Source organism: Rhodoferax sp. GW821-FHT10B06 (assembly GCF_059415605.1).
Genome location: NZ_JBWKNO010000002.1, coordinates 133,312 through 152,880, shown reverse-complemented (window position 1 = coordinate 152,880; position 19,569 = coordinate 133,312). Strand labels below are relative to the sequence as shown.

Annotated in this window: 15 protein-coding genes; 13 read left to right on the top strand and 2 right to left on the bottom strand. The window is 62.3% G+C overall.

Features of this window, described 5'->3' with window-relative positions:
• The first annotated feature begins 105 nt into the window (after nt 1–105).
• The 6 genes from AC07O2_RS03485 to AC07O2_RS03460 all read left to right on the top strand — a co-directional run bounded on the left by AC07O2_RS03485 (nt 106) and on the right by AC07O2_RS03460 (nt 7,901).
• The gene (locus tag AC07O2_RS03485; protein ID WP_495074358.1) at nt 106–561 is read left to right on the top strand and encodes a MarR family winged helix-turn-helix transcriptional regulator; all 456 of its coding nucleotides are present in this window, start codon (nt 106–108) and stop codon (nt 559–561) included.
• The gene (locus AC07O2_RS03480; protein WP_495074357.1) at nt 558–1,805 is read left to right on the top strand and encodes an efflux RND transporter periplasmic adaptor subunit; all 1,248 of its coding nucleotides are present in this window, start codon (nt 558–560) and stop codon (nt 1,803–1,805) included. Before AC07O2_RS03485 ends, AC07O2_RS03480 begins: the two co-directional genes overlap by 4 nt.
• A complete protein-coding gene (locus tag AC07O2_RS03475; RefSeq protein ID WP_495074356.1) occupies nt 1,802–4,897 on the top strand; it encodes an efflux RND transporter permease subunit in 3,096 nt (1,031 codons plus the stop codon). The genes AC07O2_RS03480 and AC07O2_RS03475 overlap by 4 nt, the downstream gene beginning before the upstream one ends.
• Nucleotides 4,898–4,983: 86 nt before the next feature.
• Entirely contained in the window at nt 4,984–5,970 is a 987-nt protein-coding gene (locus AC07O2_RS03470; protein WP_495074355.1) for an aldo/keto reductase, read from the top strand.
• 79 nt (nt 5,971–6,049) lie between these two features.
• Nucleotides 6,050–6,709 carry a methyl-accepting chemotaxis protein gene (locus tag AC07O2_RS03465; RefSeq protein ID WP_495074354.1) on the top strand — a complete coding sequence of 220 codons (660 nt, stop codon included), beginning with the start codon at nt 6,050–6,052 and terminating at the stop codon, nt 6,707–6,709.
• Nucleotides 6,710–6,782: 73 nt separating this feature from the next.
• On the top strand, nt 6,783–7,901 hold the full coding sequence (locus AC07O2_RS03460; RefSeq protein WP_495074353.1) for a 3'-5' exonuclease: 1,119 nt from the start codon (nt 6,783–6,785) through the stop codon (nt 7,899–7,901).
• 59 nt (nt 7,902–7,960) lie between these two features.
• On the opposite strand, the gene AC07O2_RS03455 is transcribed toward AC07O2_RS03460, so the two are convergent.
• Entirely contained in the window at nt 7,961–8,845 is an 885-nt protein-coding gene (locus AC07O2_RS03455) for a LysR family transcriptional regulator (protein WP_495074352.1), read from the bottom strand.
• A 209-nt stretch (nt 8,846–9,054) separates the two neighbouring features.
• Between AC07O2_RS03455 and dctA the strand changes: the two genes are divergently transcribed.
• A complete protein-coding gene (dctA, locus tag AC07O2_RS03450) occupies nt 9,055–10,350 on the top strand; it encodes a C4-dicarboxylate transporter DctA (RefSeq protein WP_495074351.1) in 1,296 nt (431 codons plus the stop codon).
• Between the two features lie 65 nt (nt 10,351–10,415).
• On the top strand, nt 10,416–11,456 hold the full coding sequence (locus AC07O2_RS03445; RefSeq protein WP_495074350.1) for a porin: 1,041 nt from the start codon (nt 10,416–10,418) through the stop codon (nt 11,454–11,456).
• A 4-nt stretch (nt 11,457–11,460) separates the two neighbouring features.
• On the opposite strand, the gene AC07O2_RS03440 is transcribed toward AC07O2_RS03445, so the two are convergent.
• On the bottom strand, nt 11,461–14,124 hold the full coding sequence (locus AC07O2_RS03440; RefSeq protein WP_495074349.1) for a bifunctional acetate--CoA ligase family protein/GNAT family N-acetyltransferase: 2,664 nt from the start codon (nt 14,122–14,124) through the stop codon (nt 11,461–11,463).
• A gap of 236 nt (nt 14,125–14,360) precedes the next feature.
• Here AC07O2_RS03440 and AC07O2_RS03435 point away from each other — a divergent pair, with 236 nt between their 5' ends.
• The 5 genes from AC07O2_RS03435 (at nt 14,361) to AC07O2_RS03415 (ending at nt 19,554) form a co-directional block, all read left to right on the top strand.
• Nucleotides 14,361–14,642: a DUF427 domain-containing protein gene (locus AC07O2_RS03435; protein WP_490592915.1), complete on the top strand. Its 282-nt coding sequence runs from the start codon at nt 14,361–14,363 to the stop codon at nt 14,640–14,642.
• Nucleotides 14,639–15,394: a 2OG-Fe dioxygenase family protein gene (locus AC07O2_RS03430; protein ID WP_495074348.1), complete on the top strand. Its 756-nt coding sequence runs from the start codon at nt 14,639–14,641 to the stop codon at nt 15,392–15,394. Before AC07O2_RS03435 ends, AC07O2_RS03430 begins: the two co-directional genes overlap by 4 nt.
• A 49-nt stretch (nt 15,395–15,443) precedes the next feature.
• A complete protein-coding gene (locus AC07O2_RS03425; protein ID WP_495074347.1) occupies nt 15,444–15,683 on the top strand; it encodes an HP1242/YdcH family protein in 240 nt (79 codons plus the stop codon).
• Between the two features lie 126 nt (nt 15,684–15,809).
• The gene (locus AC07O2_RS03420) at nt 15,810–16,340 is read left to right on the top strand and encodes a hypothetical protein (RefSeq protein ID WP_495074346.1); all 531 of its coding nucleotides are present in this window, start codon (nt 15,810–15,812) and stop codon (nt 16,338–16,340) included.
• 325 nt (nt 16,341–16,665) lie between these two features.
• Nucleotides 16,666–19,554: a sensor domain-containing protein gene (locus AC07O2_RS03415; RefSeq protein ID WP_495074345.1), complete on the top strand. Its 2,889-nt coding sequence runs from the start codon at nt 16,666–16,668 to the stop codon at nt 19,552–19,554.
• Nucleotides 19,555–19,569 lie beyond the last annotated feature (15 nt).

Sequence of the window (19,569 nt, the reverse complement as noted above, 5' to 3'; positions counted from 1 at the left end):
TTGCAATTCTTTACCTTGTGACGATATGCAACAGGCCCTGTGCTGGCATCCGGCCTGACGGGGCAGCATATGATTTCACTTAGTTTAGCTAACCAATTATTTGCTTTGCCCACTTCATCGTCCGTACAAAAACATGCCGCCATGGTGTTGGAGGTTGTGCCCGCCGTGATGGACTCCATCCGCCAGGCGATGAGGTTGGGTGCGGGTGCACATTTGTCGGTGCCGCAGTTTCGTTGCCTGAACTTCATTGCACGCAAACCGGACTGTTCGATTGGCGAGGTCGCGGCTTTTCTGGGTGTGACCATGCCCACGGCTTCGGCCATGACGGACCGCCTGGTGCAGAGCGGCCTGGTTTCCCCCCAAACCGCCAGCGACGACCGGCGGCGTACCCAACTTCAGCCCACCCATGCCGGGCTGGCACAGCTTGCACATATCCAGCAGGATGCGCAGGCTGATTTAGAACGTGCTTTGACGGCTTGCACCGGCAAAGAGCTACGCGACCTGCAAGCAGGATTGGCCATTCTTTGGCGCACTTTTCGACCCGACCTAGAAACCCCATGAAGACTGTTCCCATTCTTTTGAATACTGTTTGCGGCGCGCTGGTGCTGGTCCTGGCGGGCTGCTCCGGTAAGGCCGATGTGGCGGCCCCTGCAGGTGGCGCCAGTGCCGCCGCTGCACCTTCTGCCGGGGCCTCGTCGGCCACGCCTCCGGTCACCATCACCACGGTCAAGGCGCAATCTAAGGACTTCCCGGTGGTGCTGAAGGCCACGGGTACGGTCACGCCCATTACCAGTGTGGACGTCAAGGCCCAGGTGACCAGTGTGGTGGCCAAGGTGCACATCCAGGAAGGGCAGTTCGTTAATGCCGGAGAGTTGATGTTCACGCTGGATTCGCGTACCGACGAAGCCAACCTGGCCAAGGCCCGCGCCCAATTGGCCAAGGACAACGCCTCCTTGGCCGATGCCAAACGGCAGTATGCACGCAGCCAGGAGTTGTTCCGCCAGAGCTTTATTTCCCAGGGCGCTCTGGATACCGCCCAGGCCCAGGTCGATGCCCTGGCCGCCACCGTGGCCGCAGACCAGGCGGCGATAGACGCGGCCAAGGTCGCGCTGTCGTTTGACCGCATAGCCGCGCCCAATACTGGCCGCGCAGGCCAGGTGCCGGTGTCTACCGGCAGCGTGGTGCAGGCCAATGTCACCACCCTGGTGACGATTACCCAGCTGGACCCGATCTCGGTGGGCTTCAGCCTGCCGCAGCGCAATCTTCCCAACGCTCTTGCGGCATTGAAGGGAGGTGGCGCACCCGTGACTGCAACCCTGGGCGATGGCGGCGGCTCATTTACGGGCCGCCTGCAGTTTGTGGACAACGCGGTGGATGCCAGCTCGGGCTCGGTCAAGGCCAAGGCAGAGTTCACCAACAAAGAAGGCAAGCTGTGGCCCGGTGCTTTTGTAGAGGTATCGCAAACCTTCAACACCCTGAAGGGTGCGGTGGTTGTGCCCCAGGCTGCCATCATCCAGAGCGCGCGCGGCAACATCGTCTACACGGTGGAGGAGGGCAAGGCGGTGTCCAAACCCATCCAGTTGGTATATGCCCAGGGCACGGACGCCGCTGTCACAGGCGTGAATGCCGGTGATGCCATCGTGGTGGACGGCAAGCAGAACGTGCGCCCCGGTTCCCGCGTGGTCGAGCGTGCCCATGACGCCAAACCCGCTGCCTCCAGTCCCGCTGCAAGTGACGCCGCCAGCTCGGTTGCCAAGAGCGCCAGCGCCGATTCCGCCAACACACCTCGGCCTGCCGCACCATGAGCTTTTCTGAAGTCTTTATCCGCCGTCCGGTGATGACGGTGCTGCTCAATGCAGCGGTGGTCATGGCCGGCGTCATTGGTTTCCAGAAGATTCCGGTGGCGGCCCTGCCCAGTTACGACACGCCGGTGATCAACGTGTCGGCCACCTTGCCGGGGGCCAACCCCGAGACCATGGCCAGCTCGGTGGCGCTGATTCTGGAGAAGCAGTTTCAAACCGTGCCCGGTCTGAAGACCATCAGCTCCACCAGCATTCTCGGCAGCACCTCGCTGACTTTGGAGTTTGACGAAGGCCGCAACATCGACGCCGCCTCGGTGGACGTGCAGGCGGCCCTGTTGCGTGCGCAGCGCTCCTTGCCTACCGACATGACGAACCCGCCGTCCTACCGCAAGGTGAACCCGGCGGACGCGCCGGTGCTGCTGGTGGCCATGACCTCGCCATCGCTGGCACCGGCCGACCTGCAGGACTTTGCCGAGCATCTGATTTCACCCACGCTGTCCACCATCGACGGCGTGGCCCAGGTGAATATCTTTGGCGCCAAGCGCTACGCCGTGCGTGTGCGCGTGAATCCGCAAGCCCTGGCGGTGCGCAATATTGGCCTGGACGAGCTGAGCAGTGCCCTGAAGTCCGCCAACGTGAACACGCCGGTGGGCACCCTGGAAGGGCCGCGCCAAACCCTGGTGCTGCAGGCGAATCGGCAACTGCGCAACGCGGCCGACTTCTCAGACTTGATCGTCAGCACCCGGGGCGGTAATCCGGTGCGCCTGAAAGACGTGGCCAGCGTGGAAGACAGCCTGGAAACGCTGAAGAGCTGGGCTACGCTGGATGGCGAGAACTCCATCACCCTGGCCATCCAGCGCCAGCCGGGCGCCAACACGGTGAAGGTGGTGGACTCCATCCGCGCCGCGCTGCCCAGACTGCAAAGCCAGATGCCGCAGTCGGTCAGCATGACGCCGGTGAATGACCGCTCCAAGTCCGTGCGCGAGGCCTTGCACGATGTGTCGCTGACCCTGATGGGCACGATTGCGCTGGTGGTGCTGGTGATCTTCCTGTTCCTGCGGCGCTTCATCGCCACCTTGATACCGGCCTTGTCCTTGCCCGTGTCCCTGGTGGGGGCCGTGGCCTTGTTGTGGGGCTTGAATTACAGCCTGGACAACATTTCGCTGCTGGGCCTGACGCTGGCCGTGGGCCTGGTGGTGGACGACGCCATCGTGGTGCTGGAGGACATCATCCGCCACGTCGAAAACGGCGAAGACCCGTTCCAGGCCTCGTTGCGCGCGGCGCGCGAGGTGGGCTTCACCATCGTTTCCATGTCCACCTCCTTGATCGCGGTGTTCATTCCCATCTTCTTCATGCCCGGCGTGATTGGGTTGCTGTTCCACGAATTCGCCGTGGTGGTGGGCTTGTCCATTGTGGTGTCGGCCTTCGTGTCGCTGACCCTAGTGCCCATGCTGGCCAGCCGCTTCCTCAGCGACGAGTCGCACAAGAAGCCGCCAGGCCGCCTGGTGCATTCCTTTGAGACTGGCTTCAACGTGGTGCTGGCCGGCTACACCAAGACGTTGGACCTGGCTCTGCGCCACCGCAAGTTGGTGCTGCTGGTGGCGGCGGGTACGTTTGTCGCCACGTTCTGGTTGGCCTACATCATTCCCAAAGGGTTCTTCCCCGAGGAAGACATAGGCCAGATCCAGGTCACCACCGAAGCTGCAGAAGACGTGTCCTTCCCTGAAATGGTCAAGCTGCAGGAGCGTGCGGCGGCGATCTTCCGGGCGGACGAGAACGTGGCCACGGTCAGCTCCTTCACCGGCGGCAACAACGCACAGAACTCCGGGCGCATGTTCATCAACCTCAAGGCGCAAGGCGAACGCCTGCCCATGAAAAAGGTGGTCGAAGGCCTGCGCAAGAAGCTGCGTGCGGTGGCCGGCATCAACGTCTTCATGCGGCCAGTGCAGAACCTGCAGCTGGGTGGTCGCCAGAGCAAGGCCCAGTACCAGTACATCCTGCAAAGCATCAAGGCTGATGAATTGAACACCTGGGCTAACAAGCTGCAAGAGCAGCTGCGTGCCGACCCCATCTTCCGTGACGTGACCAGCGACTCGCAGCTGCGCGGCCTGCAAGCCCAGTTGAAGATCAACCGTGACAACGCGAACACCCTGGGCGTGTCGATTGACACCATACGCACCGCCTTGTTCAGCGCCTTCGGCGAGCGCCAGGTGTCCACGATCTACCTGCCCACCGACAGTTACCAGGTGATCATGGAAGTGGCCCCTGAGGCCAAGCTGGATGAACGTGCATTGAACGGTATTTACGTCCGCTCGTCCAACGGGACCTTGGTGCCCATGTCCAGCTTCACCACGGTGGAGCGCACCGTAGGTCCCACTGCCATCAACCATGCGGGCCAGCTGCAGGCGGTAACTGTGTCATTCAACCTGGCGCCCGGTGCGGCCCTGGGCGATGCGACTGCCAAGATCGACGCGGCCAGCACGGCCATTGGCATGCCGTCCAGCATCATCACCAGCTATGGCGGTGATGCGGCGGTGTTCCAAAGCTCGCAGGGCAGCCAGGCGATTCTGGTGGTGGCGGCCTTGCTGGTCATCTATGTGCTGCTGGGCGTACTGTACGAGAGCTATATCCACCCATTGACGATTCTGGCCGGCCTGCCGTCCGCCGCTGTGGGTGCGCTGGCCACGCTGATGCTGTTCGGCCAGGACCTGACGCTGATTGCCACCATCGGTATCGTGCTGCTGATTGGTATCGTGAAGAAGAACGCCATCATGATGATCGACTTCGCGCTGGAGGCGCAGCGCCACCGTGGCATGACGCCGGCCGAGGCCATCCGCGAGGCCTGCATCTTGCGTTTCCGCCCCATCATGATGACCACGCTGGCTGCGCTGATGGGCGCCTTGCCGATTGCCCTGGGCATAGGCGCGGGCGCCGAGCTGCGCCAGCCGCTGGGCCTGGCCGTGGTCGGTGGGCTGGTGTTCTCCCAGGCCATTACGCTATTCATTACGCCGGTGATCTATCTGGCCCTGGAGCGCTTCAGTGGCTCCGGCCCGGTGACCACGCCTGAGGTCATCTTGACCGGATCGGCACATTGACATATTGATACATTGCTACTGAATGTATAGCTGCTAGCGCAGGTAATATCTGCGCTAGCAGCATTTTTTATGGAGAGTTGAAAGCTATGCAAAACCGCGCGCTCGGCCCCTTCCAAGTTTCCGCCATCGGCCTGGGTTGCATGAACGTGAGCCACGCCTATGGCGCGCCGGTCACGGCAGAGCAGGGCGAATCCGTCTTGCTGCACGCGCTGGACCGCGGCGTGACCCTGTTTGACACGGCCGCGCTGTACGGCTTTGGCAGCAATGAAGAACTGGTGGGGCGTGCTCTGTCGAAGCACCGTAACAAGTTCACCCTGGCCAGCAAATGCGGCATGACCGGCGTGGACGGCAAGCGCGTGATCGACGGCCGCCCGGCTACCCTCAAGCGCACCTGTGAAGAGGCCCTGAAGCGCCTGCGCACCGAGGTCATCGACCTGTATTACCTGCACCGCTGGGACAAAATCGTGCCGATTGAAGACAGCGTGGGCGCGCTGTCCGACCTGGTGCGCGAGGGCAAGATCCAGACCATCGGTTTGTCTGAAGTATCGGCCAGCACGCTGCGCAAAGCCCACGTCGTGCACCCCATCACCGCGCTGCAAACCGAGTACTCGCTGTGGACGCGCAACCCCGAGATCGCGGTACTGCAGGCCTGCAAGGAGCTGGGCACGGCCTTTGTGGCTTTCAGTCCGGTGGCGCGAGGCTTTTTGACTGGCACGCTGCAAGACGTAAACACGCTGGACGCCAAGGACATACGCCGCGGCATGCCCCGTTTTGCGCCCGAGAACTACGCCGCCAATCTGCGCCTGCTCAGCGGCTACGCAGCCATTGCCCGCGAAGCCGGCTGCACCCAGGCCCAGTTGGCCCTGGCCTGGTTGCTGCACCAGGGCGAGCACATCATCCCCATCCCAGGCACCACCCGTGTGGACCATCTGGACGAAGATCTGGACGCGGCCGATGTGCGTCTTTCGCCCGACCTGATTGCCCGCTTGGACGCACTCATCAACCAGCGCACTGTGACGGCGGCACGCTACAACTCGGGCAACCAGTCCGACGTGGATACCGAGGAGTTTTGATGCTGCCGAGCAGGGGCGTGGCACAGGGTTTGCTGCATTGACAGTGGGGACTTTCCCCTAGTCAATTTCTGGAGACCTGATGCATACAAGCCCCCGCTCCGCGGTCGTCCCGGCCGCCAGCGCCGCCGGTATTTCCACCGTCAATCTGGCGGCGCGCCAACGTATGCTGTCGCAGCGCATGATTCTGCAAACCGTATTGGCTTCACAGGGGGACAAGGACAAACGCCAGGCGGCCGAGCGCACTCTGGCGCTGTTTGCTGAAAGCCAGGCCCAGCTGCTGGAATTTTCCAAGACGCTGGATGTTGCCAATGCCCGCAAGTTGGACGCGGTCTACCACGGTGACCATGGCGTGGCCACCACCATCCAGGAATTCACCAGCTTGGTGCGCACCGCTTTGGCACAGATAGCCCAGCGCGACGACCGTCAGGCCGCGTCGGTGGCCCAGTTGGTGGAGCAGACCGATGTGGTGCTGGACGCCCTGAACAAAGCCACCACGGTGTTTGACGACATCAGCAAATCCAAGTCCGACAGCATGAAGCGCGAGCTGACCGGCATCGTGAGCGACATCCAGAGCGTGGCACGCGAGGCCAAGGTGGTCAGCTTCAACGCGCTGGTGATTGCCGCACGCGCCGGCAATTTTGGCCGCGAGTTTGCGGTGGTGGCGAACGTGCTGACCGGCATCACCGGCAAGATCGACGGGCTGTCGCGCGACGCCATCGTGCTGGCTGGCCGTACCTGAGCCAGTGGGTCGCCGATGGGGGGGCGGGTTGGGGCAGCGTACACTCGGCGCCCCTCTGTCATTCCTCTTGCCGATGCCCTCCAATTCCTCGGGTCCTCTGACCCGCACACCACGCGCCCGCAAGGCCGTGGTGGACGCTTCGCAGCAGCTCAGCCTGGGCTTTGCGGACGATGTCTTTGCAGTTCCCGCGCTGCCAACCGAAAAGCCTGCCCCGGTTCGCGCCACCCCGGCGCCCAAGCCCGTCGCTGTACAGCAGGTGGCAGCTGCCGCGCAACCGGCCGTCGAACAAAGCATGGAAGCCATGGCTGCGCAGCTGGAGCAACACCCCGACTACCGCGTGCTGCGCCGGCTGGTACCGCAGCTGCAGTTTGCCGCGCCACCCGCATCCGGCGTGCTGCGTCTGCTGGTGTTGGACACTGAAACCACCGGCCTGGAACACAGCCGCGACAAGATCATCGAACTGGCTCTGCTGCGGGTGGACGTGGACATCGCCACCGGCTTGCCCTGCGGCACGGTGCAGGTGTATGACGGCCTGGAAGACCCGGGCATGCCCATCCCCGAGATCGCCCGCAAAGTTACCGGCATAGACGACAGCATGGTGCAGGGCCAGCACCTGGATGAGGCCCGCGTCGCTGAGCTGCTGGATGGCGTGGACCTGGTGGTGGCGCATAACGCGGCTTTCGACCGGCCCTTTGTCGAAGCCCGCTTGCCGGCCTTTGCCGCCAAGGCCTGGGCCTGCTCGTTTGCCGATATCGACTGGAAGGCCGAGGGCCGTGAATCCGCCAAACTGTCCGCCCTGGCGCTGGAGTTGGGCTGGTTTTATGACGCCCACCGTGCCGAGATGGATTGCCACGCGCTGCTGGCCGTGCTGCAGGCCATGCTGCCCAACTCGGGTGGTAGCGGCCTGGCCCGGCTGCTTGAGGCGTCCAAAGCCACGCGTTACCGCCTGCAGGCTACCGGTGCTCCGTTCGACGCCAAGGACGCGCTGAAAGAGCGCGGCTACCGTTGGGACGCCACCCAAAAGGTCTGGCACACCCGCCTGGCCGACGAAGCTGCGCTGCAGGCCGAAGGCGAATGGCTGGCCGCCGAGGTCTACCGCGGCCGTGCCGCCCGTGTGCAGGTGGAGGCGCTGGACGCCCTGGTGCGCTATGCCAGCCGCCCAGGTGTGATTGGCTGGAAGCAGTTGGGGTAAAAAAGGCCGCTGGCGCAGAATTTACCTGCGTGAGAAGCTATTAATTCAATAGCAAAGCATCAACGACCGCGGATCAGCCGCGTAACCAGCGCAGCCGTGCGGCGCCTCAGCGGCGTTTCCCGTCGCTGCGCAGGCGTGACAAGGCAGAGCGTGGTCTTGATCTCGGGGCGTTCGAACGGCGACACGACCAGCCGTTTGGGATGCGCAAATACGCGAATGGCGTCTTCACTCAGGGTAGCGTGCCCTATGCCGGCACTTACGAGGTCGAGGATCACCGACACGCTGGAAACCTCCCACTCGACATGCAAGGGCACGCCCGCCATCGCCGCAGCAGACTCCATCAGCTTGCGATAGGTTTGCCCTCGCTCGGGCATGATCAGCGAGTACTTCGACAGGTCTCGCAAGGTCACCGGTCCAGTGGGCGCCTGCTTTGCTGGACTCACCAGGCACAGCCGTTCTTCTCGCAGAGGCTGGATGTCGAGCGCGGGCAAGGGCTCCGGGCTGTGCACCAGGCCGAGGTCGCAGCGCCCAGAAACCAGCCATTCTGTGATGTGCGTCGAGAAGCCTTCGATGATCGCCAGGTGGGCCTTGGGCAGCTCGTCGCGGAAGGCCTCGATTAAGGGCAGCGTATGCAGGCGCGCCAGCGTGGGCGGCATGGCGATCACGATGCTGCCGGTGGGCTCGTCGCGCTGCGTGACCGCGTTTTCCTTGGCTTGCTCGACCAGATGGAGGATGTTGTAGCAATGGTCCAGCAATCGGCGACCGGCCTCGGTGAGCTCCACGCCCCGGCCATGGCGCAGCAGCAGGGGTTCGCGCATTTCAACCTCCAGCGCACGCACCTGCCGGCTCAGGGCCGGCTGCGCAGCACCGAGCACCATAGCTGCCTTGCTGAAGCTGCCGTGTTCGGCAACGCGTACAAAGGTCTCCAGTTGATTCAGGTTCATGCCCGGATCTTCTCATAAGCCATGCTGTGGATGCATAGCTGCTAGCGTTTGCTAGAACTTGCTTGTAGGGTCTCGTGCCCCCAGAATCGGCGTCGGAGTCGATAAATCACTGCCAACCTGTCCAAGCCACCTTGATCGGTGTGCCGACAGGCCATTTCGCAGATACCCATACGAGTCTCGCTTTAGCGAGCGCAATCTAGGAGACAAAAATGAATGCAGACAACATGGCTGCGGATGCATCGCAGCCAAAGCCGCGGCGCGCGTGGTACCGGCAGTTATGGGTGCAGGTGCTGGTGGCGATGGCCTTGGGCGTCGTCCTAGGGCATTTTTACCCCGATGCTGGCAAGCTGATGCAACCCCTGGGTGATGGTTTCATCAAACTTATACGCATGCTGATCGCGCCCATCGTGTTCTGCACCGTTGTGCTCGGCATAGCCAAGATGGGCGATATGTCGAAGGTGGGCAAGGTCGCCATCAAGGCCCTGATCTACTTTGAGGTGATGACCACCGTGGCCTTGGTTCTTGCGCTGGTGATCGTGAATGTGTGGCAGCCCGGCGTGGGCATGAACGTCAACACCTCGGCACTGGATGCGGGGTCGGTGAAGGTTTACGTTGACCAGACCAAGTCGCATGGCACGGTGAGCTTTTTGATGGACATCATTCCTTCGACACTGGTGGGCTCATTTGCCGAAGGCAACGTGCTGCAGGTGCTGCTGATTTCGGTGATCCTGGGCAGCACGCTGGTCGCCATCGGGCCGCGCGCCAAGCCGGTGATCCAGCTGCTGGACATCGGCTCGGAGATGCTGTTTCGCGCCGTCGCCATCGTGATGTACCTGGCGCCTATCGGGGCATTCGGCGCCATTGCCTTTACCGTCGGTCGTTATGGTGCGGGCGCGCTCGCATCTCTGGGCAATCTGCTGATCTGCTTTTATTTCACCTGCCTGGTGTTTGTGTTCCTGGTCCTGGCACCGTTGTGTAAATTCCTGGGTTTCAGCATCTTCAAGCTGCTGCGGTATCTGCGCGATGAACTGCTGATCTGTCTTGCAACGACGTCCTCCGAAGCCGTGCTGCCGCGCATGTTGGTCAAGATGGAAAACCTGGGTTGCAAGGGCAGTGTCGTCGGCCTAGTGATTCCTACAGGCTACTCGTTCAACCTGGATGGGACTTGTCTCTATTTGGCCTCGGTGGCGGTGTTCCTCGCGCAGGCCACCAATACGCCGCTGGACATTTACCAGCAACTTCTGCTGCTTGGCGTGTTGCTGCTGACGTCGAAAGGTGCGGCTGGCGTCGCTGGGGCTGCGTTCGTGGTACTGGCGGCCACGCTGTCGACCGTGGGCAGCATTCCCGTGACCAGCGTTGCATTGATCCTGGGCGTGCATCGATTACTTGCTGAAGGCCTGGTGCCAACCAACCTCATAGGAAATGCCGTGGCAACCATCGCCGTCTCCAAATGGGAGAACGGGCTGGACCAAGAACAAATGCACCGGGTACTGAACCGGGAATAGCCCAAAGCAGATTGCTTGCGTCGCCCTTTTGGACGACACCCACCTTCACATTATTGAGAATACGCATGTCCCTCCTTCACACAAAATCCATGCAATGGGCCGCCGGCGCCATGGCCACCCTGAGTGCCTTGGCATTTGCCACACAGGCTACTGCCCAGAGCAGCGTGCAGCTCTACGGGCTGGTGGGCACTTATGTTGCCAGCATCAAACGCAGCGACACCACGGTGCGCAACACCGTGGTCGGTTCTGGCGGGTTGACCACCTCTTACTTTGGCTTGCGTGGCAAGGAGGATCTGGGTGGTGGACTGGCAAGCGTGTTCCAGCTGGAGAACTTTTTTCAGTCGGATACCGGCGGCGCGGGCCGTTCGGCCAAGGACCCCACAGCGTTCTCCCGCAACGCCTGGGTAGGGCTACAAGGCGACTTTGGCGCTGTCACGCTGGGGCGACAAACCTCGCCGTACTACGTGGCGATGCAGGCTGTGAATCCGTTCCAGTCGTCAGTGGTGTTTTCACCGCTGGTGCTGCAGTCCTACGTGGCTACGTTCGGCGGTACTCTGATTGGCGACACGGTTTGGGACAACGCGGTGCAGTACGTGTCGCCCAAAATAGGCGGGGTTAGCGGAACCGCGATCTATAGCCTGGGTGAGGTTGCTACCAATACGGCTGTCAACAATGCGGGCCTGAGCCTGAACTACGCCAACGGGCCACTCGTTGCTGTGCTGTCGGCGCAAAACGTGCGTACTGCAGCGGTAGCGCCATCGACGGGCCAACGGGCCTACCAGGCGGGCTTGAGCTATGACTTCGGTCCGGCCAAGTTATACGGGTCGGCACAGACGACCGACAACGCGGTGACAGACATTAAGACGCACACCTACCAGGTCGGCACGTCCATTCCCGTGACTGCCGCGGGCGCGGTGCAGGTTTCGTGGGCCCACACCAGTACCGACAATCCGACGGTTGCGTCGTTCACCCGCAATACCGCAGCGCTGGGTTATGACCATTTTCTGAGCTTGCGAACCGACGTCTACGCTACCTACCTGTACGACAAGGCGAGTAACCAGGCTGTGGGCAACAGCGTGGGGCTGGGTATCCGCCACCGGTTTTAGAACCTCACAAAGTGTGCGTCACCAGCCGGAAGTCGGGGTCCTCGGCAAAGGGCTGGATGGTGTAACCCAGGCTGCGCATCAGCTTGAGCATGCCGGGGTTGTTGGCCAAGACCAGGCCGTGGATTTCGCTCAGGCCTTTTTCGCGCGCCACGTCCATGATGCTCAGCATCAGGCGCGTGCCCAGGCCACGGCCACCGAAGTCATCGGCGACTACCAGCGCAAATTCGCAACTGGCGTTGTCGGGGTTGGTAATGAAGCGCGACACGCCGATGATGCGCTCCGTTTCCTGCATCTCGCCGCTGGCGTCAGGGCTGCGCTGCTTGTGCACGGCCACCAGGGCCATTTCACGGTCGTAGTCGATCAGCGCGAAGCGCGACAGCATGCTGGGCGGTAGCTCAGACAGCATGGACACATAGCGGAAGTAGCGGCTCTCGGCCGACAGGCCGCGCACCATGTCCTGCAGCATCTGGCCGTCGTCAGGGCGTATTGGGCGCAGCGTGGTCTGCCCGCCGCCACGCAGGGGCCAGACCTGTTCGTAGCGGGCCGGGTAGGGCAGTATGGCCAGGTGCTGGTATTCGGGGCCGCGCCCGCTGCCGGCGGGGGATGCGCTGTCGATCACGATGCGCGCATCCACCGCCACGGCGCCGGAGGCGTCCACGATGATGGGGTTGATGTCCATCTCACGCAGCTGGGGCAGCTCGCAGACCATTTCAGAGACGCGCATCAGCACCCGCTCCAGCGCGTCCATGTCCACCGCGCTGGCGCCGCGCCATTCGCCCAGGGTTTCACTCACGCGGGAACGGTCTATCAGCTGGCGTGCCAGGAACTGGTTCAACGGCGGTAGCTCCATGGCGCGGTCGTTGATCAGCTCAATCATGGTGCCGCCCGCGCCAAAGGCGATCACCGGGCCAAACGGATCGTCGGTCACCAGGCCGATGCAGACCTCACGGCCACGCTTGTGGCGCGCCATGTTCTGCACCGTCACACCGTGGATGCGCGCATCGGGCATTTGCCGCGCCACCAGCTGCACCATGTCGTTATAGGTGTCGCGCACGCCCACGGCGTTCATCACATTCAGTGCCACGCCGTCTACATCGGACTTGTGGCTGATGTCGGGCGAGTCGATCTTCAGCGCCACCGGGTAGCCCAGCTGGGTGGCGATCATCATCGCCTCGTTGGCGCTGCGGGCTAGTACGGTCTGCGTCACCGGGATGTGGAAGGCCGCCAGCAGGGCCTTGGACTCCATCTCGGTCAGCACTTTGCGGCGCTCGGCCAGCACGCCTTCGATCAGCAGGCGCGCACCTTCTACATCCGGCTTGGCCAGGGCCGACAGCGGCGGTGGTGTTTGCTGCAGCAGTTGCTGGTTTTGGTAGAAGGAAGCGATGTTGCCAAACGCACCCACCGCCGCCTCCGGTGTGCGGAAAGTGGGGATGGCCGCCGCGTTCAGTGCGGTGCGCGCTTCGCCCACCGAGGCGTCGCCCATCCAGCAGGTCAGCAGCGGTTTGGACAGGTGGGGTTTGAAATCAGCCAGCGCTTGGGCTACGCCGGTAGCGTCGCAGCCGGCCTTTGGCGAATGGATAACCAGCACGCCGTCCACCTGGCTGTCGTGGCTGGCTGCTTCTACCGCCGCACGGTAGTGGGCAGGGCGGGCGTCTTCCGATAGGTCCACCAGATCGCACAGTGAGGCTTGCGGCGACAGCAGTGGCGCCAGGGCGGCTTGGGTGGCGGGGCTGAGCAGGCCCAGCTGCAGCTCAATTTCGGTGATCCAGTCGGCGGCCAGCACGCCGGGCCCGCCACCGTTGGTGACGATGGCCAGGCGTTTGCCCACGGCCCGGTAGCGCGATGCCAGGCATTTGGCCGCAGAAAACAGCTGCACGAATGAGCGCACGCGCACCGCACCCGCGCGGCGTAGGGCCGCATCGAACACATCGTCGCTGCCGACGATGGTGCCCGAATGGGTATGCGCCGCCGTGTTGCCGGCCGACTTGCGCCCGGCTTTCAGTACCACTACCGGCTTGGCGTTGGCCGCTGCGCGCAGCGCACTCATGAAGCTGCGGGCGTTGGCAATGCCTTCCATGCAGACCACGATGCTGTGCGTCTGCGGGTCGGAGGCCAGAAAGTCCAGCACCTGGGCAATGTCCACCGCCGCATTCGGCCCCAGCGACACCACGCTGGAAAAGCCCACTGCGTTGTGCCGCGCCCAGTCCAGTATCGAGGCCGTGAGCGCACCCGATTGCGACACCAGGGCCAGCGGACCGGGGGCGGCCAGTGCACCCGCTAGGCTGGCGTTCAGCCCCAGCTGCGGGCGCTGGAAGCCCAGGCAGTTCGGCCCCATCAAATGCATGCCGTGGCGGCGTGCCACGCGGTGCAGCTCGCCGGCCAGGCTGGCCGGCACGCCGCTGGAGACAACCACCGCCGAGCGGCATTTGATGCGCCCAGCCACCTCCAGCGCGGCGGCCATGTCCTCGGGTGGGAGGGCGATGACGGCCAGGTCGGCACGGGTCTGCGCCAGGTCGGCCAGCGTGCCGGTGGTATGAATGTCCAGAAAGTTCAACCGGCCGTTGAAGCGCTGGGCCCGCAGGGCGTTCGGCAGGGCCTGCAACTCGGGGCTGGCGAACACCACGATCGAGTCGGGGGAGAAGAGTGATGTCAGGTAGTGCGTGTCCATGGAGCCCTTTGGGCGCAGAGTTCGGCGCCGCTTGACCGAAATCATACGACCTGGCTTGCATTCATAGTAAAAACACGTCCAGCGCAGATTTTGCCTGCGTCAAGTGCTATATTTTCAATAGTATTTTCAGGCTTACGGTCTTTGCAGGTGGGGGCACCACTGGTTTATCCTGCCATCCAGGCGTGCGCCGCTTCACTTGTTTGACCCACTTGACCCGTCCACCACAAGGAATCCCCATGAAAGCCATCTGGAACGGCGCCGTGATCGCCGAAAGCGACGACATCGCCGTGGTTGAAGGTAACCACTATTTCCCGCTGAGTTCGCTGAACCGCGAGTTCGTCAGCTTCAGCAACCACAAGACCACCTGCGCCTGGAAGGGCCAGGCCAGCTACTACTCGCTGATGGTCAACGGCGAAATGAACACCGACGCCGCCTGGTACTACGCCAACCCCAAGTCCGGTGCCGAAGAGGTCACGGACCGCGTCGCCTTCTGGAAAGGCGTGAAGATAGAAGCATGAGCACGACGCAGTTATCCGCGCCATTCACCCCGGTGGCGCAGTTTGTAGATGTGGTGAAGCGCCAGGCCTATGCCACCTTGGACCCGGCGGGCTTGGCTGCGCTGGCGGGTTGCACGCTGGGCGATCTGTTGGCGCTGTGCCCCAGCTGGAACGATTTGCCGCCTGACGAATACCTGAAGGACGGCGGCCGCTACCGCCGCCGGCGCCATTCCTGCTTTGTGCTGCAGGCCGATACCTTGCAGCAGGTTCCGCACCGAGCGCACTGGCAGCCGGTGGAGTACAACGCCCTGCACGGTGGCATGGAGCGCTGGTTTGCGCCCATGCTGGACGCCGATGTGGCCCAGCCCGTGTGGTCGCAGCTGCTGCTGGCCCTGGGCCGCGCCTGTACCGCCTTGCGTGGCGGGGCTCAGGCCGGCGGCCCACCGCCCTGGTATGTGGAAGCCCACCAGTTCCGCATCGACACCACGGACGGCATAGGCCGGCCCACCCCCGAAGGCGCGCACCGTGACGGTGTGGACTTTGTGGCCGTGCTGCTGGTGGGGCGCTCGGGCATCAAGGGCGGTGAAACCCGGGTCTTTGAGGCCGACGGCCCGAACGGCCAGCGCTTCACGCTGACCGAACCCTGGAGCCTGTTGTTCTTGGACGATGCGCGCGTGGTGCACGAGTCCACCCCCATACAGCCCCTGGCACCGGGCGGCTACCGGGATACGCTGGTCCTGACCTTCAGGGCCCGCAGCTTCCAGAGTAGCTAAGAACGTGTTTACGTTCTAAGGTGCATTCCCACAACAATCAGGAGACAAAATGCAACTTCTCAACCATGACCTGGCCCATGAATACCCCCAACTGGTGGGCAAGATCCGCAGCCTGAAGCTCAGCAGTGTGCGCTTCCAGCACTTGTTTGAAGCCTATGACGAGGTGAACCACGCCGTGACCCAGCTGGAGCAGGACGGCGGTGCCATCTCCGATGTAGCCATGGAAGATATGAAGAAAAAGCGGCTGAAGATCAAGGACGACATCTACCAGATGCTGATAGCGCCCTGAGCACTGGGGCCTGCGTGGCCCTTTGAGCATGGAATATTATTGTTACAAGAGGATGGTCGCTCCGGTCCTCCTGCGGCTGTGTTGTCGCGTTTAATCGCTAGTCCTTTTTTCGAATGAGAGTCTTTTATGGCATATCCGCTTGTTATGGTTTCCCGGTTGTTGGCTGCTAAGCAGCTGCGCAAGGCCGGTCTGGTGCTGGGTTTGTTGGGGGCTGTGGGGGCGCTTGGTACGGGTTCGGCACAGGCGCAGGAGCTGTATTTGAACGCCACCGTGGGCGGTGCCTTTGCCCCTGGGGTGTATGGCCAGATCAGCTTCGGTAGCCAGCCACCACCACCGGTGCTGTATGCCCAGCCGGTCTGGATACAGCGTACGCCGGTACAGCCGCCGCCTTTGTATTTGTATGTTCCGCCGGGGCATTCGAAACACTGGGCAAAGCATTGCGCCGAGTACAACGCCTGCGGTCGTCCGGTGTATTTCGTCAGGGTGAATGATTCCAACCGATGGTGGGAGCGTGGCCGCGATGGCGGGCGTGGCCCGGAGCGCCACGAAGAGCGCCGTGACGATCGGCGCCAGGACTTCCGCCAGAACGACCAAGGTGACCGCGGCCCAGGTCACGGCCATGGCCATGGCCACGGCAATCGCAAATTCGACGATTAATCCCTCGCCTGGCTGGGGGCACGCCTGGTGCTCCCCTTTTTCCCTTTCTTGCCTGGCTGGTGACTGGATTTTTGCCCACATGGATCATGTAAGGTGATGAGAGCGCGTTGCTGGGCCAGCCCCTACCAAAATCAGACCATGCGGTGCAGGCCATGCAAGCTCTCTGCACACGGCTTGCTTTCAATTTGATACACGTATGCCGCGCGGTGCGATACTTGCTAATGCATTTGGGGCAGCCCTAGCCCATCGAAGGTGGACTGCCCTCGCGGGTAGCGCTTTGTTTCACTCCTATTTCCTTGGTGGAGACTATGCAAGCAAGGGGCACATGACAAGAGTCGAAGACTCGGTGGTTTTGGCACAAAGCGACTTGAGTACGCTTAGCGATGACGCGGGTCTGGCCTGGGTGCTATTGGGCAAGGGGCTCGCCTTGTCCCAGGATGGTGTGTTCATCGTGGGTGAGGAAAGGCGTTTCGTTTATGCCAACGATGCCGCCGTACGGGTCCTTGGATACGGCCGCGAAACCTTGCTGACCATGGGGCCGCCAGACATCGATCCGAATATTTCATGGGAGCAATGCCTGGAAATACTGCACAAGCCGCAGGGACAGGCCTTCGTCATTGAATCCGTGCACAGGACGCAAAGCGGCAACCTGATTCCGGTGCGGGTGCATGGTGTGACTTTGCGGGTGGACGAGCACTTGTTTGCCGTGTCCATCGTTCATGACATGTCGGAATCCAAGCAACTGCAAGCGGCACTGCTGCAACGCCAGCAGTATTGGCGCACCCTGCTGGACGAGTTTCCATTTTTTGTCTGGCTCAAGGACACGCAAAGCCGTCTGCTGGCAGCCAACACCGCGTATGCCAGGGTGGCGCGCGTGGGTTCTACGGCGGAGCTGGAAGGTCGTACTGAGTTTGATTTCTTTCCCCAGGACTTGGCGGAGATCTATGTTTCCGATGACAAAGCCGTCATGGCGTCGGGGCAGGCCCATTACGTGGAGGAGATCTACGTCGACGAGCATGGCCAACGGCGCTGGATGGAGGTCTGGAAGTCACCGTTGTATGAACATGGCAAGGTGGTGGGCACAGTTGGCTATTCCAGAGACATCACGGATCGCAAGCATACGGAGAGCGAGCTCCAGAAGGCGCTGGCCTTCACGCAGGGCGTCATTGATGCCATACCGGACCTGCTGTTTGAAACAGATCGAAATGGCCGTTATCTGAACGTATGGACGCGCAGCCCCGAGCTCCTGGCGGCAAACCGGGAGAGCTTGCTGGGGCGAACATTGGGGGACGTGCTTTCGCCCGAAAGCGTTGCCATCGCCGAGCTTGCCTACATCGAGGCAGAGAAGTCTGGCGTTTCTTTGGGCCATGTCATACCGGTCATGACTCCGCTGGGGTTGCGCTATTTTGAATTGTCGGTGTCACACATGCGTAGTGTGGGGGAGTCGGGGTCACGCTTCATTACCGTTTCACGCGATGTGACGCAGCGGCTGGAGTTGCAGCAGGAGCTGACCAACCGTGAGCGCGAATACCGCACCCTGGTGGAGCATTCGCCAGATGTTATTGCCCGTTTTGACCTGCAGTGCCGCTGCCGTTATGCCAACCCGGTGTTGCTCCGGGCCTTGGATCGACTCAATACGGGTGCGCTGGGGTGTTCGCCAGCGGCGCTATGGGGCGCATCGGCAGGACAGGCTTTGACGCAGCGCCTGGTGTGCGTGGTGGACAGCAAAGAGTCGCTTGAGTTTGAGCTGCACTGGTCCGACGCCCAGGACCGTAGCATTTGTAGCCTGGTGAGCCTGACGCCCGAGGTGGGTGTCGATGGCCGGGTGGCCAGCATCTTGATGGTGGGGCGCGACATTACCGAGCTGAAGGCCTACCAGGACCAGATCCACCAGATGGCGTTTTACGACCCGCTGACGGGCATGCCAAACCGGGTTTTGTTTAACGACCGTCTGGCCCAAATGCTGAACGATGCAGCCTACCACCGCTACCAGGCCGGGGTGATGGTGGTGGACTTGGACCGCTTCAAGCAGATCAATGACAGCATGGGCCATGCCGCGGGAGACGCCTTGCTCAAAGAGGTGGCCATTCGCCTGCGTGCCAGTGTGCGCAGCTATGACACTATCGCCAGGCTGGGCGGTGATGAGTTCGGCATTCTGCTGCCAAAAATGCATGCGGGGCCAGATCTCACGCGCGTGGCGGGCAAGGTGCGGGCCGCCTTCAACCAAAGCTTTTGGTTGGAAGGGCGGGAGATATTTGTGTCCTGCAGCATGGGCATTTCGGTCTATCCGTCAGACAGTGCGGTGGCGCAAGAGCTGCTCAAATACGCGGACTCCGCGATGTACTCTGCCAAACACAGCGGGCGCAACAGCTTCCGGTTCTACTCCAAGGATTTGACGACCCGGGCCCAGGAGCGGCTGACGCTCGAATCCGATCTGCGCCACGCGTTTGAGCGCGGTGAGTTGGCGCTGCACTACCAGCCCAAGGTGCTGCTGGAGTCGTGTGCAGTCGTGGGATGCGAGGCGCTGCTGCGCTGGACACATCCTCGCCTGGGCATGGTTTCGCCCAGCCTGTTCATCCCGGTGGCGGAAGACTCGGGTTTGATCAATGAACTGGGCGCCTGGGTGTTGCGCGAATCCTGCTGCACTGCCGTTGCGTGGAATTCCCAGGCAGTCGTGCCGCGCAAGGTGGCGGTCAACCTATCGGCTCGCCAGATCCAGACACCGGGTCTGGTGGAGCAGGTGGCGGGCATTCTGTTGGAGACCGGTTGCCAGCCCCAGTGGTTGGAGCTGGAAATCACGGAAAGCCTGCTGCTCGACGAAGATGGCCCCGTGCTCAGTACCTTGCAGGCGCTGCGCGGCATGGGGGTGACGATCGCGATTGACGACTTTGGTACCGGCTATTCGGCCCTGGCCTATCTGGCCCGCTTTCCCATCGACACGCTCAAGATCGACCGTTCATTCATCCATTCTGTGACCACCGATTTTCGAACCGAACTGGTGCGGGCCATCTTGTCTATCGCCCGCTCCTTGAACCAGCAGGTGGTGGCCGAAGGTGTGGAAACGCGGGAGCAGGCCGACTTTTTGGCAGCCGAGGGCTGTCAGCTGGTACAAGGCTTTCTTTTCAGCAAAGCCGTGCCTCGCGAGCAGCTCTTGGCTTTGTCGGAGGTATGTCTTGCCCCCGACGGCATGGCATTCACGCTGACTTCCAAGTAGTGGATCGGTCTCCGG

What these genes read in the sequence shown, in the direction of transcription:
- AC07O2_RS03480 (WP_495074357.1), top strand. Translation starts at nt 558, where the DNA reads ATGAAGACTGTTCCCATTCTTTTGAATACTGTTTGCGGCGCGCTGGTG.
- AC07O2_RS03475 (WP_495074356.1), top strand. Translation starts at nt 1,802, where the DNA reads ATGAGCTTTTCTGAAGTCTTTATCCGCCGTCCGGTGATGACGGTGCTG.
- AC07O2_RS03470 (WP_495074355.1), top strand. Translation starts at nt 4,984, where the DNA reads ATGCAAAACCGCGCGCTCGGCCCCTTCCAAGTTTCCGCCATCGGCCTG.
- AC07O2_RS03465 (WP_495074354.1), top strand. Translation starts at nt 6,050, where the DNA reads ATGCATACAAGCCCCCGCTCCGCGGTCGTCCCGGCCGCCAGCGCCGCC.
- AC07O2_RS03460 (WP_495074353.1), top strand. Translation starts at nt 6,783, where the DNA reads ATGCCCTCCAATTCCTCGGGTCCTCTGACCCGCACACCACGCGCCCGC.
- AC07O2_RS03455 (WP_495074352.1), bottom strand. Translation starts at nt 8,845, where the DNA reads ATGAACCTGAATCAACTGGAGACCTTTGTACGCGTTGCCGAACACGGC.
- dctA (WP_495074351.1), top strand. Translation starts at nt 9,055, where the DNA reads ATGAATGCAGACAACATGGCTGCGGATGCATCGCAGCCAAAGCCGCGG.
- AC07O2_RS03445 (WP_495074350.1), top strand. Translation starts at nt 10,416, where the DNA reads ATGTCCCTCCTTCACACAAAATCCATGCAATGGGCCGCCGGCGCCATG.
- AC07O2_RS03440 (WP_495074349.1), bottom strand. Translation starts at nt 14,124, where the DNA reads ATGGACACGCACTACCTGACATCACTCTTCTCCCCCGACTCGATCGTG.
- AC07O2_RS03435 (WP_490592915.1), top strand. Translation starts at nt 14,361, where the DNA reads ATGAAAGCCATCTGGAACGGCGCCGTGATCGCCGAAAGCGACGACATC.
- AC07O2_RS03430 (WP_495074348.1), top strand. Translation starts at nt 14,639, where the DNA reads ATGAGCACGACGCAGTTATCCGCGCCATTCACCCCGGTGGCGCAGTTT.
- AC07O2_RS03425 (WP_495074347.1), top strand. Translation starts at nt 15,444, where the DNA reads ATGCAACTTCTCAACCATGACCTGGCCCATGAATACCCCCAACTGGTG.
- AC07O2_RS03420 (WP_495074346.1), top strand. Translation starts at nt 15,810, where the DNA reads ATGGCATATCCGCTTGTTATGGTTTCCCGGTTGTTGGCTGCTAAGCAG.
- AC07O2_RS03415 (WP_495074345.1), top strand. Translation starts at nt 16,666, where the DNA reads ATGACAAGAGTCGAAGACTCGGTGGTTTTGGCACAAAGCGACTTGAGT.